This window comes from Paenibacillus oceani, from assembly GCF_014705615.1.
In the GTDB taxonomy this organism is placed as follows: domain Bacteria; phylum Bacillota; class Bacilli; order Paenibacillales; family NBRC-103111; genus Paenibacillus_AB; species Paenibacillus_AB oceani.
Window position 1 is genome coordinate 95,313 of record NZ_JACXJA010000036.1, and the last position, 15,921, is coordinate 111,233.

The following is a 15,921-nucleotide window of genomic DNA, read 5'->3' on the forward strand; positions in this document are numbered from 1 at the left end:
GTGTTACAGCAAGGTTGCTTTTACGGTTTGGAACAATCGGTCGATTGAGGCACGCTTTAGTACAAACGCTCCGGCTTTCCCTTCAAAGCTGTAGCTTTTGGCGCTGCCCGCCACTCCGACATTCGCGCTTTCTGCGATCGGCGTTATACTGCCCGCTCCGTCGGTCAGGAAGGCGGCGGTTTCGTTGTTGCCGGTGCGCAGCACGACGATTCCAGCCACATATTTATCGAACAGCAGCACCGTGTCGCCCGGCGCTTCCGGCGTATCCCGTTCCAAGCCGGACAGTCCGGTAATAAACTTCCCGGCAGACGCCTGGGTGTCAGTCATCTTGAACGGCTCGTCCACCTCCTGATTGTCGTAAAGCCGGCTGTTCGTTACCGCCGGTTGAGCCGAGGTGCTGGAAGCGATCGGGGCATAGGTCAAGCCGCGCATCCGGTTGGAGCTGATATCGGCGTGTCTTAGCTCCATCGGCACCGAACCCGCATCCATAAATACCCCGTACCGGCAAGTTTCGATCAGATTGTCTTTTACCGCAGCGGCTTCCAGCACGTTCGAGAGCGGCCGATTGCCTTCGAGCGAGAGCCGGATTCCGAACTGATACGTCTGGATGATATTGTTAAAGCAGCGGACGAAACCGCTCTTAATGTTGATGCCAGAAGATCCGTTCGTATTCGACACACCGTGAATGACATTGTTCGAAACGACCGAATATTGGGCGGCGATGACGGAGATGCCGCCGACTTCGCCGTTTTTGACCGTATTGCCTTCCACGACGCAATAGGCCAAGGTCCACGGAGCGGGATCTCCGTTTATCGAAGAGCCGTCGATGTAGATGCCTTGCCGAACCGTTCCGTTATGACCTGTCCGGCAGTTGATCGTATTTCCTTTCACGGTGGTGTACTGGTTGTCCCGGACAAGTATGCCGGAATTAAACGAGTGTTTCACCGTATTGTCGCTGATCACCGTGAACCGGCACTTGTACCCGGATTCAATTCCGACGTCGGCGACATCCTCCACCACATTGCCGATAATGACGTTATGATCGCATGTCTTCAGGTCGTGAGCCTGGGTCGTGGCGCTGGAAGTAAGGAAGATTCCGTTCGAGACGCGCACCGTATTCGGGAGATCGCCCTTAATATGGTTGTTCGCGATCAGGTTGTAATGACAGCCTTGCGTATCGGCAACTTCCGGACCGATCTGGATCGCCGACCGGTAAAAGTTTTCGAAGGAATTGCCTTCGAGCCTCCACCGGTGCGAGCCTTGACCGAGATCGATATGCTGGGAGGGGGAGTTCACGAAACGGCAGTTCATGACCGTCCCCCCGGTGCGGCCGAATGAACGAATGGACGCTCCAGTGCCGAGTCCGTCGGCGATCCCGGCCGCTCCCCGGCTGCCGTCAAGCGTCAGTCCGTCCAGCGTGACCCGGTCAGCGGATATGCGGAGCAAATATGCAGCCGTATTCGGCGCACGTTTCAGGATACCGGTACCGAACACGCGGATTCCGGCTTTTTTGATAGCCAGGCATTCATTGCTGTTCCCCGGCGCAATCCCGCACAAATACGTGCCGCCCGGTATAAATACGATCCCCCCGGGCTCGACCGCATCAAAAGCAGCCTGAATCGCGCCCGAATCGTCGGTTGCCCCGTCGCCGGCCGCTCCGAAGTCGGCAACATTTACAATAGCACCAGGCACGGAAACCGGCATAGGTGTCGCCAATCCCGGAGCATGAGATGTGCCGGGCGTCACCGGCACTTCTCCGCTTGCCGCTTCCTCCTGCCCAAGCGGTCCCGCTCCTGCGGCATTCGCCGCCACCGCCGTGACGCCGCTCGTTACGATCGCGGCACCGGTCAGCCCCATCCAAGTGATCATTTCTCTTCTGCTGATCGTCGTGTCCGTTCACTCCCCGTTTCAGTCGATATACGGTTCTTTGTTATAACCGGTCATGCTGCGGCGTTCAAGCTTTATTGACGATCCGCCTCAGAGCCGCGCCGTCCGAAGCGATTTCCCCTCTTCTGACGTCCTCTTCCGTAAACACAGCCATTAAAATTTCTTTATCGTTGTTGCGCTCGCGGTCGTAGATCAGGTAGATTCGTCCGTCTTCAGCCTGTACGCCATCCGGATAACTGACGCGATTCCGTTCGTCGAGCAGCAGGTTGCCGATCCAACTTCGGCCATCGTCGTCGGACAGCATCGCTGTCAGATGGCTGCGTTTTTTCTCCGATTCGTAATGATTGACGAGCAGCAAGCTGCCGGAGCGCAACCGGCGAATAAAAAACCGGGAGTCGGGTCCACCGAGCGCGGAAGGTCCTCCCGGCGTCCAGGTGCGCCCCCCGTCGAGGGATTCCGACTGTCCGATGCCGTACAGCGTACGAACGAGCATCCACAAGCTACCGTCGCCGCGCTCCACGATCATATGCTCGTCGAAGCCGCGGGTCGGAATATCCGCGAAGCCGAGCTTGTGGAACGTTACCCCCTGATCGATCGAACGGTATACGTTGGAGAACCGTTCTTCGGGCAAATAGTTCAGATCAGAGCTCTGGCAAGCCCATACCGCGATCGGCATCAGCCATTCGCCGCTCGCGAGTACGGTCGGCTTGTTCATCATAATGCCGTCCGCGATGCGCCGAGGCTCGCCCCATACCGCCTTTTCGTCGCCGCTATTGTCGCAGGTCGCCGCGAATACGCCGCAGCGTCCGTCGTACCAGCCGTAGCTTTGCGCCCAGAACAGCCACAGGCGCCCCGACGGGTCGTGCCACAAGCAAGGGTCGTATGCCCTCACCTTGCCCGGCGGATCGACCACATAGCGGATATCCGTCCAAGTCCGGCCTCCGTCACCGCTCGTGACAAGCGCGACATAATTGTCAGGCCCTTCTTCGTCCCCTCCGCTGTAAAAGGTCGCCCACAACCTTCCGTTGCCGGCGCATTCGATACCGGGAATGCCCTGCCAGCTGCGGGACTTGTAACGATCGTCCGTAACCGGCACTACTGCTTGCGCCACTAAAGCTAAGTCTTTCTCTTCATTCGGCATTTCCATCCTCCATCCTAAAATAAGCGCTTACTCGCCACGCAGGCGAACGGCTTATTTTCGCTGCTCTTCAGCGATTTTTTTGTTCGTATTTTCTTCCGCGGTTCGAAACGCCGTGTTTACGTCGGTTTTCGCATTGATGACGTTGCGGAACGCAGCTTCCACTTCCTGTGCGGCGATCAAATCGTACTTGGAGACGGATTCCGGGGAAGGCGCGATATCGTTGGCCAGAAACGCCCCTACGTTTTTACCTTTCAAATAGTCGCGGTCCGCTCCGAATTGCTTTTTGATGTCGGCGTTTTTCAGAACCGGAGGTTCTCCTCCACGAGCACGCTGCAGCTGTACTTCGTCCGACAGGAAATGGCTCAGAATCGCAAACGCTTCTTGTTTATGCTTGCTTGTCGACGATACGTACAAGACCGGTCCGAAAACTTGCAATCCTTTTTTGGGAGCTTGCGGGAACGTTGGCATCGTCACCATGTCCCAGTTCAGGTTGGAGGTGCCGAGCGTGCTCATCATGTTGGTGGCCGAGTACATCGCCAGCGTTTTTTCCTTGAGGAAAGCGTCCGTCGCGTTCGACTTCAGCCCCTGCATCCCTTCGAGCTGATAGAAACGGGCCATGCTGTTGAACCACGACTTCCAGCCGTCCGTATTAAAGGCGGCCGCATCGTTTTTCACAAGCGGAAGCGAAAGCTGGTTGTACTGGATTTGGATGTTTGCGGCGAATTCGAAGCCTCGGTACTGAACGCCGTTATCGAGCCGAGTCATCCGTTTGGCGAGCTCATAGGTTTCATCGATCGACATGCCGTCTTTCGGATATGGCACCGCAAATTTGTCGAAGATGTCTTTGTTGTAGTAGATCGACGTATTATTCATCGTGATCGGCAAGCCGTATATTTTTTCTTTCTCGAAATAAACCTTTAATCCTTCCATCGCCATCGGATCGATCCGGCTTACGTCGAATTTCTGGCTTTTGATCAGAGGCGAAATATCGTACAGCAGCCCGAGTTTCTCCAGATCGAAGGTGAATTTGGCGCCCGGCCCCTGTATCAGGTCCGGTGTATTGCCGCTTGCCACTAGCTCGGGGAGCGAAGATCCTTTTTCGTTTTTGATGTAGACGAGATTCATATTCGGGAACTTTTTCTTCATCGGAGCTACCCACAGGTCGTTCCACAAATTGTCGGCGTAGTTGTAAGGATTAAATACTTTGATAGTGATCGGCTCGTCGGTTTTGACCGGCTTCTCCGGATTGGCTCCGCTTTCATTTTGAGGCGTTTGCTTGCCGCACGCCCCGGCCGTTACCGCAATCGCGAGACAACCCGAAAGCAGGGCGATTTTATTAAACTTTCCGCTTAATTGATTCATGGTCCATCCTCCTGAGTCTTAGTCGTAGTATGTATTCGTTCGGAAACCCATACAAACTTATCTTTCGTTCGATCCCTCTCCTCTTTCCTTGCTTGCTTCCACCTCCGATCGTTCGTTTGGGATTGTTTGGCCCCTTTTAACTTCATGCCATTTGAACCACACATTTCGTTAGGTAAATGTTAGGTTAATGTTATGGTTCATGCCTTAATCATATAAGCGCTATTCGCCACAAGTCAACAACAAATTTACGAAACAAATAACCAATTTGACAACCAAGAGAAAATAATCGATAATGATTTTTGTTAGCTTGTTGTTATGTTAATATCATTTATTATGTTAGGCGGTGTATGATTTTGACTAAAAAAGTATCGATGCAGCAAATCGCCGACCGGTTAGGTCTTTCCAAATATTCGGTGTCCCAGGCTTTATCGGGCAAACAGGGCGTCAGCGAGGAAACCCGGGAGAAAGTGATCGAGATGGCAAAGGCTATGGGCTACAGCTTCAGTCCCGCTTCCGCGCCTGCGGACAACCGGCAATCTGCCGAAGCGGGCCAGCCGGCCGGGGAACGATCGTTCGTCCTGATCTGGACGAAACCCGATCAGCGGAGGGATATCAGCTTCTGGAACCGGGTCATCTCCGGAATTATCGACGGCTGCGAGCTTTACGGGCGCGACCATCTGATCATCTCCAACAATACCGGCGAGCAGGAGTTCGAATTTCCCCCGTATGCCGACCGTTCCTCCTGTGTTGGCGTCATACTGCTCGGCAGTCTGACCGATTCCACCTTGCTTGCGGTCAAGAAGCTCGGTCTGCCGGTCGTATTGGCCGATCATTACGCTCCTTTCCTGGGTATCGATTGCGTCGTGAACGCCAACCTCGAAGCGGCCAAAACCGTCTGCCTCAACGTTATCGCTTCCAAAGCCGGCTCCATTGTGTTCGTCGGAGACGACGGGTTTTCCGTCAGCTTTAGCGAACGTCGGTGGGGCTGCCAAATCGCGGTGATGGAGGAAAACGAAAAAAACGGATCGAACGTCGCATTCGCCAGATGGACCGTCCCGTACAGAGGCCCTTGGAGACACGCGCTGGAAACGGAAATCAAACATATGACTGAGGACAATCGGCCGGACTGCTTCATCTGCGCCAACGATGACATCGCGGTCGGGCTGCTGACACTGCTGAGAAATTACGAATATTCGGTCCCCGGCCAGTTCAAAGTGGTCGGCTTCGACGATATCGAGATGGCCGCCCATTCGAACCCCCCGCTCACGACCGTTGATTTCGGCAAGGAGGATCTCGGCTTCCGGACAATCGAGGTGCTGGAGCGCCGAATCGCCAAACCCGACTCCGCGCCGGAGAAAGTCGTACTGTCGTTCCGGCTCGTCGTTCGCCAATCAGGGTAACCGCAAGTGCCTGCCGGATCAAGTTCGCAGCCTAACAAAGGAGAATCAAATCTATCTCATGAACAAGATGATCGTTTTTTACGAACCGGGATTTCCATCAAGCGGAGCGGTTCCGGACGATACCGCGCTCAAGACTCTTTCCGGCTTTGCGACCGTTGTAGACACCGGACAGTTGGGCGTAACGCTGGCCCAAACCGACGGAGGCTGCTTCGTTAATCTTCACGCCCCCTATTTTCCAAAAGAAGCGTGGAGTTTCATCCTGCGGTTTTTGGAGCAAGGCGGCGGACTAGTAAGCATCGGCGGGGCGCCTTTTAAAATTCCCGTGGAGCTTGACGACGGAAAGTGGAGAGAAGTAACGGAACAAACCGCCTATCACCAAAAACTGCGCATTCACGAGACGATGGCCGTCGATCCGGCCTCGATTCATCGGCTTGAAGCTTCGACAAGCATGCCGGTATGCGCTCCACACGTCGATTTGCTGACTGTCGAGCCGACCTGCAGCTTCATTATGCACGTAACCCGTCAAAGCGACATGCCGGGTGAACACGGTTCTGCCGGACCGATGGACGCTTTCCTCTATCCGCTTGTGACCGGAATATCCCGGGACGGACGCGAAGTGGCCGCTCCTGTGCTCTTGATCGAAAATACGCGAGGCTTATTCGCCGGCGGACGCTGGATATTCGTCAATCAGTGTCTGACCCCCCGGTTCTGGGATGGTGCCGGTGCCGAAGCGGTTGCGGATTGGGCGAGTTACTGCGGGCGGGGCGCGACGGACATGTGGCTAAAGCCATCCTATGCTTCATACGATCCCGGAGATACGCCCAAGCTGTCGTTCCAACTCCAGCATCTGAGCAGATCCGGCGGAGACCGGTCCAACCGAAGCTGGACCGGTACGCTGCGCTTCGGAACACAGTCGGATATAGGCGCCGGCGTCGATGAATGGACGCACACGTTCCGGGTGGATAACCCCCTGGAACTAACCGTACACCCGATCCGAGTGCCGGTCCCGATCGGGCCGGGCTTCTACCTGGCGGAGCTGACCGTCCGGTCGGACCAGGGGGAGACCCGCGTGCTGCGGCAAGGACTATGGGGATACGACGAAGTTCTTCTCTCAAGCGGCGAACCGCTGACTTGCGACCGAGATTATTTCCGGAAGGACGGTCGTCCGCTGCCGATCGTCGGCATGACGTACATGTCATCTGATGTGGCCCGCAAATTTTTGTTCCTGCCGAATGCCGCTGTATGGGACCGCGATATGGCCACGATGAAACGGGCCGGCATCAACCTGATCCGGACGGGAGTTTGGACCGGCTACCGGCATATGATGCATGACGACGGTCACCCTTCCGAATCGGTGCTCCGGGCGATCGACGCGTTCCTTTTAACCGCGAAGAAACACGATCTTGAAGTTACGTTTACATTCTTCGCTTTTACTCCGGCGGCGTGGGAAGGGGCGAATCCGTACCTCGATCCGCGGAGCATCGAAGCGCAGAAACGATTCATTGGCTCGGTCGTTTCCCGGCACAGCAGGTCCTCGCACGTTCATTGGGATCTGATTAACGAGCCATCGATGTTCGATCCGAAGCGGGTATTCGCAGGTCCGCGCAGCTGCGGCGATCCGTTCGAGAAAGCCGCATTTGCCAAATGGCTCGAAGAGAAGCACGGCACGATCGGCTTGCTGCAGCAGCGCTGGGGCGTTACGCCTGAGGAGCAGCCTTCGTTTGCCAGCGTCCCGCTTCCCGATCCAGGAGACATCAACTTTGACGTCCACGACATGGCTGCCGGCAAAAAAGGGGTACGCTGGCTCGACTACAGCCGGTTCTCGATCGAGATGTTGAACGGCTGGGCAACGCAAATGAATGAGACGATCCGCTCCTTCAGTTCCCGGCAGATGATTACGATCGGACAAGACGAAGCGCTCGGCAGCCAGCGGCCGTCGCCGTTACTGTACGAACGTTCGGTCGATTACACGACGAACCATTCGTGGTGGCTGATGGACCAGCTCGTCTGGGACGGCATCTTCGCGAAGACGCCGTACAAGCCAAATCTGATTCAGGAAACCGGCATGATGTACGTGGAGACGCCCGACGGCCGGGCCAAAAGGACGGAAGCCGAGCTGCGGAACATTTTGGAGCGCAAATACGCCTACTCGTTCTCCACAGGGGGAGCCGGAGCGGTTCAGTGGCTGTGGAATACGAACTTTTATATGAACAACATCAACGAATCCAACATCGGCGCCTTGAGGGCGGATGGTACGGAGAAGCCGGAAGCGGACGTCTCTTACGGCTTCGGCCGGTTTATGGGACAAATCCGCGACTTGTTCGTCGGACGCGAGTTGGAGGACGTCGTCGTCGTATTCCCTTATTCGAACGATTTGTCCAACCGCAGACTGGCCGTCGAAGCAACCTCCCGGCTGACGCGGGTACTCGCTTACGGACTGAACGTTCATTTTCGCGCGATTGGCGAGTACAGTCTGGATTCGCTGGCGGACCAGCCGGCGAAGCTGATCGTCGTTCCGAGCGCCCACAATCTGAGCGACGAGGGGTTCGGCAAGCTGATTGCTCACGTAAGCGAGCACGGCGGCACACTGCTCGTAACCGGGCCGATCGGGATGAACGAATATTGGCAGCCGGTTCAGCGGTTAGTGGCAGAGCTGGGCCCACGGGCGATTCAGAATGTGCTGCGGGAAGAAGCCGTCGAGTCGGACGACCGACTGCTCCCCTTCTCTTTCGGCGACCGGAAAATCGCTCAGTTGAGCAAAGAGGTGCCCGCGGATGACCAGTCGTCTGCAGCGAAACTCACGGAGATACCATTCGGCCGCGGCCGCCTGATCTGGTGCGGCTTGCCCGTCGAGCTAAGCGACCGGCCCGAGTCGCTTCGTCAGCTGTACGCAGACGTACTGGCCCGGAGCGGCGTCGGGACCGAGCTCGAGTGGGAGCAGGGCGGCGAGCTCGCCGGCATATACGGGCGCAAGCTCACCTTCCGTGACGGCAGTTTGTTCATTTTCGTGTCGGAGTACGGGTGCAATGCCCGCATCCGAATCAAGGACCTGTCGACAGGTGCGGCATACGAATTCACGGTTGAAAGCGAACGCACCGTCATGTTCGCCGCCGACCGCCTCGGCCGGATTACGGCGACGTACCGGCCTGACGAGGTGAGCGTGGCGGCTAGTGTCGCCGAAGGCTCCTAGATGTTTAGAATAAAGACCGGCCGGAGCTCCCGCCGGCCGGTCTGTGGGATAAGCAACGGAGGCCGAAATGCTCGTGTAACCGGGGAGGCCCGTTTTTCCTCGCCCTCTCCTTTCTTTATATAAGTTGAACTAAATATACATCATGGTTAAGCAGAATGTAGTGGAGAAAAGAAATTAGCTTGAAAGCGAGTTTTGGCTAAGAGCTTTTGTCAGAAAGCTGCTTCGGAAGGATAAGCTCCCGGTGTCAACAATCCGAAGACCAATCCAATCCGAGACACTCAAAACAAGATGTCTGAAGCTTCAAGCCATTTTTTTCGGAACGGAATGGACTTTATTTTTCATATGTTCAACTTTATAGCTAAGCTTTTCACAATAAGAGTGATTTGCATCCATATCGCTCATAACCGGCTCCCGCATCCACTCAGGGTCGAACGCTTCATGTGACCCCGCGACTGGACTCCCAATATCGTCACAGGCCTTCCGCAAACTTGAACAGGGAGTTATCGGCTCCTTTTCTGCGAAGAAAACGCGGTCCGGGAGTCCACCGCTCTTTTCCCAACCGGCGAGATATCGCCCGTTCCATTGTGCACTACACAAGTCGGTCTGTCCCGGTATCGCAAATAAACCTCCCCCCCTGCTTCTTCGCATCGGAAGTGGAGATGGAGGTTATTCTTTTTCCCTTATCACTCATAATGTATTCGTAATCCTGTTGACAGTCCAGGAATTAGAGTTGTAGAATGATATGGGAATTACATTTACATTAGATTTATAACAAAAAAGGAGGTATTACGGAATCCACCACAGCATATGTGGATTGATGGATCGGGTGTTTTTAGTTCGGGTTTGGTCGGGTTTGGTCGGGTTTGGTCGGGTTTGGTCGGGTTTGGTCGGGTTGGATTTGATTCACTTTGGTTTGACTTGGCGGTTAGATTTGGATTGGAACCCGGGGGTCGGCAGCCTGTCACTCCGAATAGAAACGATGAGGATGAGGGAGGTTTTTGTATGAACGGCAAAAAAATGGCATGCGTATCCCTATTAGCCGGACTAACCGCTCTAACGGCCGCCGGCTGCGGAAGTAAACCGGCGGAACCGGCGCAGGACGTCTCCGGCAAGGCGGAGCCTGTGGCGCTGAAATTGTTTCTGGCGTCCAAATCGAGCATGCCGCTTGAAGAATTAAAGGCCAACTATGTAGAACCGATCAAACGGAAATACCCGCACTTTTCTTTAGACATCATTAATAACGACAAAGGCATCGACCAGTTTTTGGCTACCAATACGAAGGTGGATCTGATTCTCGGCTCGTATAACGTACTCAACAGCATGAAGCAATACGAGCTGTTCGGCGATATGTCCGACCTGGTCGCTTCGGCCAAGTACGACCTGAACCGGTTCGAGAAATCGTATCTGGACGCCATTACCGGGATGAGCGACGGAAAATTGTCAGCGCTTCCATTTTACGATTTGCGCCTCGCCCTGTATTACAACAAAGACATATTCGACCGGTTCGGGGTCCCCTATCCGAAGGACGGCATGACCTGGGAGGAACTACTTGATACGGCCAGACGGCTTACGCGCGAAGACGGAGGCGTGATGTACCGGGGCTTGGCCGGCGCTCCCTCCAATCTCGTTGCGGTCAACCAGTTCTCGCTCGGCTTCGTCGATCCGAAAACAAACGCGGCAGCGCTGCAAAAGGATCAGTGGAAAACGTTTCTCGACGTGCTCGTTCCCTTCTACACGATGCCCGGCTACAATCCGACCAAGAAGCAACTCGCAGTGAACGATCAATCGAATTTGTTTTACAACGAGAAAACGGCGGCCATGTATATCGCGTTTAACAACGGAGCTTCTCTGGCAAACAAAAGCGCTCTGAACTGGGATCTGGTCAGCTTACCCGAGATGAAAGGGCTAAAAAATATCGGCTCCCAGCCTTATCCCGTATACGTGGGCTTGTCCGTAACAAGCGAGCACCGCAAAGAGGCGTTTCAGGCGATTACCCAGCTCGTGTCCGACGAGGTTTTGAAAGAACGGAGTGCCGACCAAGCTTTCCTCGCGCCCGTGACAAGCGCCGAGATCAAAGGAGCCTACGGACAAAACGTAAGCGACTGGAAAGGCAAAAACTTCAAAGGTGTCGTCAACCAGCAAACGGCCGCTCCAATGCCGTACAGCCCATATAATATAACGGGTCAGGCGGAAATGACGAATGCGATGCTGTCGGTTATTGTCGGCGAGAAAGACGCAAATTCGGCGCTGCGCGATGCCGAGGAGCAAACGAACAAAAAAATTCAGGCGGCGGCCGGCAAGTAATCGAACCTACCCTTTACCTCTAAAAAGGCGGTGCTGGAAAAATGAACAGAGAAGCGATTAGCCGGAGACAAATGCTTGCCAGACTCGGGATCGGAGCGGTCGGCGCGACCTTTGCCACAGCCGGAATCGTATCCGGGGCGCCATTCGGCGAAGGTTCCGTCCAGAACCATGTGTACGGCGGCAGCAGCGACGGGAATGGCAAGGGGAACGGCAGAGGGAATGGACACGGGAATGGTAGTGCGAATGGACACGAAAATCGCAACTCGGCGTGCGATACGCCAATATGCTCCCTGTCGAGCATGCTCGATCTGATCGGACTGGAAGGCGGCACGGACCGCGAGTGCGTGCACCTGATCGGTTACAGACCCGGCCACACGATAGGCGGCGGCCCTTTTTACTGGGATGCCGCGCGTCCGCGAGCCGATCATAACGGTGGGGCCGTCATTAGCCCAACCGTCCCCCTGCTGCCGGATTTCTCGAATCTGTCCGGGTTTCTGAACGGCATCGGCGAAACCGCTCCGTCCGGAACAGGATGCTGGGTACGGCCGGTGAAAGCGGAAATCCCCCTGGAGGAGTTCGGAATCGATCCGACCGGCCAGACCGATTCGTATGATGTCATTATGAAGGCGGCCGCCTACGCTTTCTCGTTCAACCAAAACCCGCCCGGCCAATCGTACCAGACGAACGTCGGCGCCACACTCCTGTTTCCCCGGGGCAGCATCCGGCTCGACCGGGAGGTCGTGCTGACCGGCTGGGGCATCCACCTCCGGGGCCACCGACTGATGACGCGGATCTGCAACGGCGGCGCTTTTACCGGCGAAGCGTACTTCCGCTTCTACAATCCGGCTACTTACCTAAGCGACGTATCGTGCTGCGATATGGCCTTTGACGGGCGCGGACTTGCGGTCAAAGGAGTCGTCTTTCAGCGGTGCCGGAATCCGGTTATCGCGAGCGGCCTGAGCGGCCAGTACATGGGCGCGGCGCTGGTCAAGACGCTCCAGTGCGACATGTGGCTGATCGACGACGTCTTCTTCATCCCGCTTGCGCCGGGATCGTCCGCCAACGGCATCGAGATCATCAGCGGCAACGAAGGCGTCCTGTCGCGGGCGAAGCTGTTCGGCTGGAACGATACGGCGGGCACCGAGAAAACGAACGGCTCCGCCGTATACATCGAGAATAACGAGGAAGTGAAGCTGTTTGCTGTGGAGATCGCTTTTTTCGGCCGGTACGGACTGGAGGCCCGGGGATGCTTTGCACTCAAAAGCTACGACTTGCAAGCAGAAAGCTGCGGCCTGGGCGGTGCGATCCTGACCGCTTCCGGGACAAAGCGTTCGATCTACTGCACCTTCTCGGGAACGAACCTAGACGGGGTCGGCGACCAGAAAAAGCTGTGGATCGACGATGCGCTCGGCTGCCGGGTTCTCGATCATACCGCAGGACCGATCGAACTTACGACGAAATCGGAAAAGTGCGTGGTCGACATATCGGCGGGAGGACGAGGCGGCGGCGTAACGAATACCGGGACGAATAACGTCGTCATCTCCGACTTTTTCGGGCAGTTTAAAGTTAGCGGCGGCGTCCGAATCGCGGGAACGACAGGAAAAGTGACTGCGGAAGGAACGTTGGCGCTGGAAGCGGCTACCTCGATCGTTCCGAAAAAGTTTATGGCATTCCAATCCGACTGGTCGACGCTCGATACAGGCGGACTGCGGCTTGGCACCTATCGATTGTGGGTGGACAGCTCGGGACGGCTGCGTATGAAAAACGGCGACCCGACCGGCGATACGGACGGCGAGTTGGTGGGCGCCCAGAGCTGATCCGGGCAGTTCAACCAAAAACCGTTCAACCTGGATGACGGCAGTTGCTCGACTGCCGCTCCAAGTTGAACGGTTTATTTTGCATGCAGGTTCTTACAGTGGGCAAACTGGATGGAGCAGCAGCGGCAGGCGCACCATTCCTCCGAGTCCGCCGCGCCCCTACACCCCCTGCCTATTCCTTCCGGATATGAGCGCTTAATTGCTCGCCTACCAGCCTGCATAACGTCTCTTCGTTTATGAACCGAGACCAGTACTGCTTCAGTAGCCCCCATAACACGACGAATCCTTCGCTCGTCAAGTTCAGTTCGCCATGCGTTCGCATAGACGGCAATATGTCGCGGAATAAGTCGAACCGGGACGGCCTGTTCAGCTCGTCCGCCACCTTCGTTTCCGCAGCGGACTTCAGGGACGGGATACTGAGCGTTTCGTTGCGGATAATGAGCTGCCCCTCCAGGGAACCCAGAAAATCGACGAGCAACCTAGCTGCCTGCTTTTTGTCCGAGCCTCTCCGGATACAGGCGCCCATCGATACCGCCAGCGTCCTGGGTTCCTGCAAGTACGGCAGCGACGAAATATCGTAGCCGAGCCCGGAATGCTTCAATTCGTTCAAGCTCGTGTAGCTGGTCAAAATCATCGAAACTTTTCCTGTCATAAACAGCCGCTCAATATCGTCGTTGCTTTCCGACATTACCTTCGGAAAGAGCTCCGCGTCATGAATAATCCGGTCGTACAAACGGATGCTGTCCAGCATCGGCGTGCCGCTTATGTCACATCGACCGTCGCGGTTAAGCCCGAGCTTCATGCCGCTTTGCAGCAAAAAGGCTGGCCACCGGTTAGCCGACAGCTCATAAAACACGAACCCGTACCGCTCTCCCGGTCTGGTGAGCTGCCGCGCATACTCCAGACAATCGTCCCATGTCCAGCTGCTGTCCGGTTCGGAAAGTCCCGCTTCGCGGAAATGTTCCTTGTTGTAACATAACACGATCGGCCCGAACAACAGCGGCTGCGCATATTGGACCCCGCCCGCCGAAAACGTCTCGTTTAGGAAACGGTAATGCCCCGGCTCGGCCGCCAGCGGTTCCAGCAGTTGCACTTTGCCGCTATCCGTTATGTCCTGAAAATATTGATTGTTGATTATACATGCGTCAACCAGCCCATGGTCGACATACTCTTCGATAAACAGACGGGACTTTCCCGGAATCGTAATCGGCTGCACCCGAATCGAACGATATTTGCGCTGAAACGCCTCCAGCAGTCGGGATAAAGCCATATCCCGCTCCAGGCTGCTGTTGACGCCAAGCGTAACGGTTACGACCGACTGATGAACCGTTTCGGTAACCTGGTTGCCGACCCGGGGGATTTTACGGATCAGCTCTTCCTCCACCAGAATCGATAATCCTTGACGCACCGATTTGTTGCTCATCCCGAACGTCTCCGCCAAATCCGACTCGGAAGGCAGGAAATCGCCCGGCGCATACTGTCCGCTTACTATCTCGTGTCTCAACTGATCGACCATCCGGTCCAAACGGACCCGGAACAAACGCTGACTTGTCTTCCCGCTCATTGTGCTTACATCCTTCACCGGATCATTTTAACTCGAAGCCTCTAAGATGATCATAGCGAAAACGGCACAAAAAGTACAGCGTTATGCTGTACTTGTCATTTTAATATGAAGAATGTATGTTTAAAATATGATTATATATAAATTACATTTACATGAATGACTTGGACTTGACCTTGGTTTTCATCAAATCGATGCTTAATTGCAGTGTGCCTAGCGATCGGAAGCAAGGTCCGATGTAAATAAGACTTTTGATCCATTATGACCATAGGCTTAAAGTAACAATATTCCCGAGAACAGCTGTGAAATTAGTTCTATCTCCCCTCTTAAACAGGTCCTGCGTACTTTGATTGTACATTTTTCCATTTGATATAATAGATTTTGAAATATAGAAAAATTCTAGGAGGAACTGATGAGAAAGAAACTACTGCCTGTAATGGTCGGAACGTTGCTTTTGGTCGGCGGAATGAGTATTGGGGCATTCGCCAGCTCTCAATTGGAGGAAATTAAAGCTTATTTGAATAAAGATCTGAAGGTCAGAGTACACGGTAAGGTTGCCCAGTTAAACGATGAACAGGGAAATGCCGTTTTGCCGATTACATATGAAGGCAATACCTACTTGCCTGTAAGAGGTATCGCAAGTTTGCTGGACGTAGCGGTTCACTTTGATCCGGAAGCTTATGAAGTAATTTTGGGCGAACGTCTGGAAGGAATTGCGATTAACCAGGAACAATTTGACGACACCTTGTACTCCAAAGACCCGAGCCAGACTACATTCGGCGGCAAAGATTACGGCGAGGTGCTGTTCAGCCCTGCGGGTAAAAATATTCAATACGCGGCCTTGACGCCGGACGGCAAATATCAGAAGCTCTACTTGCAATTTGCAGCGATCGGAAAAGACATTGAATCGATTGAAATAAAGAATGACGAAAAAAATGCATTGTTGAAAAAAGTAGGCACCATTACGACGGAAGATGGAATGCAAACGATCGAAGTGGATATCGCCGGGGTTCAAACGCTTTCGATTAACGTGAGCAAAAAACATGACGGGGCCTTTATGATCCCGCTGACAACCTCTTATTACAAATAATCCTCTAACAGAGCGCTAATGTTGCCGACTTCCGAGTCGGCCATTTTTTTTACGCCAGAAACGCGTTCACTATTTTAATCTATAAATGAGCAAATTCGCTTCCAGTAAACTGTAAAATCAAAAGAATAGAGACAAAGCGCGCTCCTTGTGGTAAAAAGTAGTCACCACA

The 15,921-nt window shown here is 54.6% G+C and carries 9 protein-coding genes; 5 read left to right on the top strand and 4 right to left on the bottom strand.

Going from position 1 to position 15,921, the window contains the following annotated elements; genetic code table 11:
* Positions 1-3: 3 nt before the first annotated feature.
* The 3 genes from IDH45_RS23925 to IDH45_RS23935 form a co-directional block, all read right to left on the bottom strand.
* A complete protein-coding gene (locus IDH45_RS23925) occupies positions 4-1,869 on the bottom strand; it encodes a right-handed parallel beta-helix repeat-containing protein (RefSeq protein ID WP_190930657.1) in 1,866 nt (621 codons plus the stop codon).
* 85 nt (positions 1,870-1,954) lie between these two features.
* Entirely contained in the window at positions 1,955-3,028 is a 1,074-nt protein-coding gene (locus IDH45_RS23930; RefSeq protein ID WP_190930658.1) for a sialidase family protein, read from the bottom strand.
* 51 nt (positions 3,029-3,079) lie between these two features.
* The gene (locus IDH45_RS23935) at positions 3,080-4,390 is read right to left on the bottom strand and encodes an ABC transporter substrate-binding protein (RefSeq protein WP_190930659.1); all 1,311 of its coding nucleotides are present in this window, start codon (positions 4,388-4,390) and stop codon (positions 3,080-3,082) included.
* Between the two features lie 353 nt (positions 4,391-4,743).
* On the opposite strand from IDH45_RS23935, the gene IDH45_RS23940 reads away from it, so the two are divergent.
* The 4 genes from IDH45_RS23940 (at position 4,744) to IDH45_RS23955 (ending at position 13,101) form a co-directional block, all read left to right on the top strand.
* Positions 4,744-5,790, top strand: coding sequence for a LacI family DNA-binding transcriptional regulator (locus IDH45_RS23940; protein ID WP_190930660.1), 1,047 nt, complete (start codon positions 4,744-4,746; stop codon positions 5,788-5,790).
* A 58-nt stretch (positions 5,791-5,848) separates the two neighbouring features.
* Positions 5,849-8,980, top strand: a complete 3,132-nt coding sequence (locus IDH45_RS23945; RefSeq protein ID WP_190930661.1) for a beta-galactosidase — start codon at positions 5,849-5,851, stop codon at positions 8,978-8,980.
* A 1,002-nt stretch (positions 8,981-9,982) separates the two neighbouring features.
* A complete protein-coding gene (locus IDH45_RS23950) occupies positions 9,983-11,284 on the top strand; it encodes an ABC transporter substrate-binding protein (RefSeq protein WP_190930662.1) in 1,302 nt (433 codons plus the stop codon).
* A gap of 41 nt (positions 11,285-11,325) precedes the next feature.
* Positions 11,326-13,101, top strand: coding sequence for a hypothetical protein (locus IDH45_RS23955; protein ID WP_190930663.1), 1,776 nt, complete (start codon positions 11,326-11,328; stop codon positions 13,099-13,101).
* Between the two features lie 172 nt (positions 13,102-13,273).
* Here IDH45_RS23955 and IDH45_RS23960 read toward each other — a convergent pair whose 3' ends face one another.
* Positions 13,274-14,665 (bottom strand): extracellular solute-binding protein, encoded by a 1,392-nt coding sequence (locus tag IDH45_RS23960; RefSeq protein ID WP_190930664.1) that lies wholly within the window; start codon positions 14,663-14,665, stop codon positions 13,274-13,276.
* A gap of 409 nt (positions 14,666-15,074) precedes the next feature.
* On the opposite strand from IDH45_RS23960, the gene IDH45_RS23965 reads away from it, so the two are divergent.
* Positions 15,075-15,752: a hypothetical protein gene (locus tag IDH45_RS23965; RefSeq protein ID WP_190930665.1), complete on the top strand. Its 678-nt coding sequence runs from the start codon at positions 15,075-15,077 to the stop codon at positions 15,750-15,752.
* Positions 15,753-15,921 lie beyond the last annotated feature (169 nt).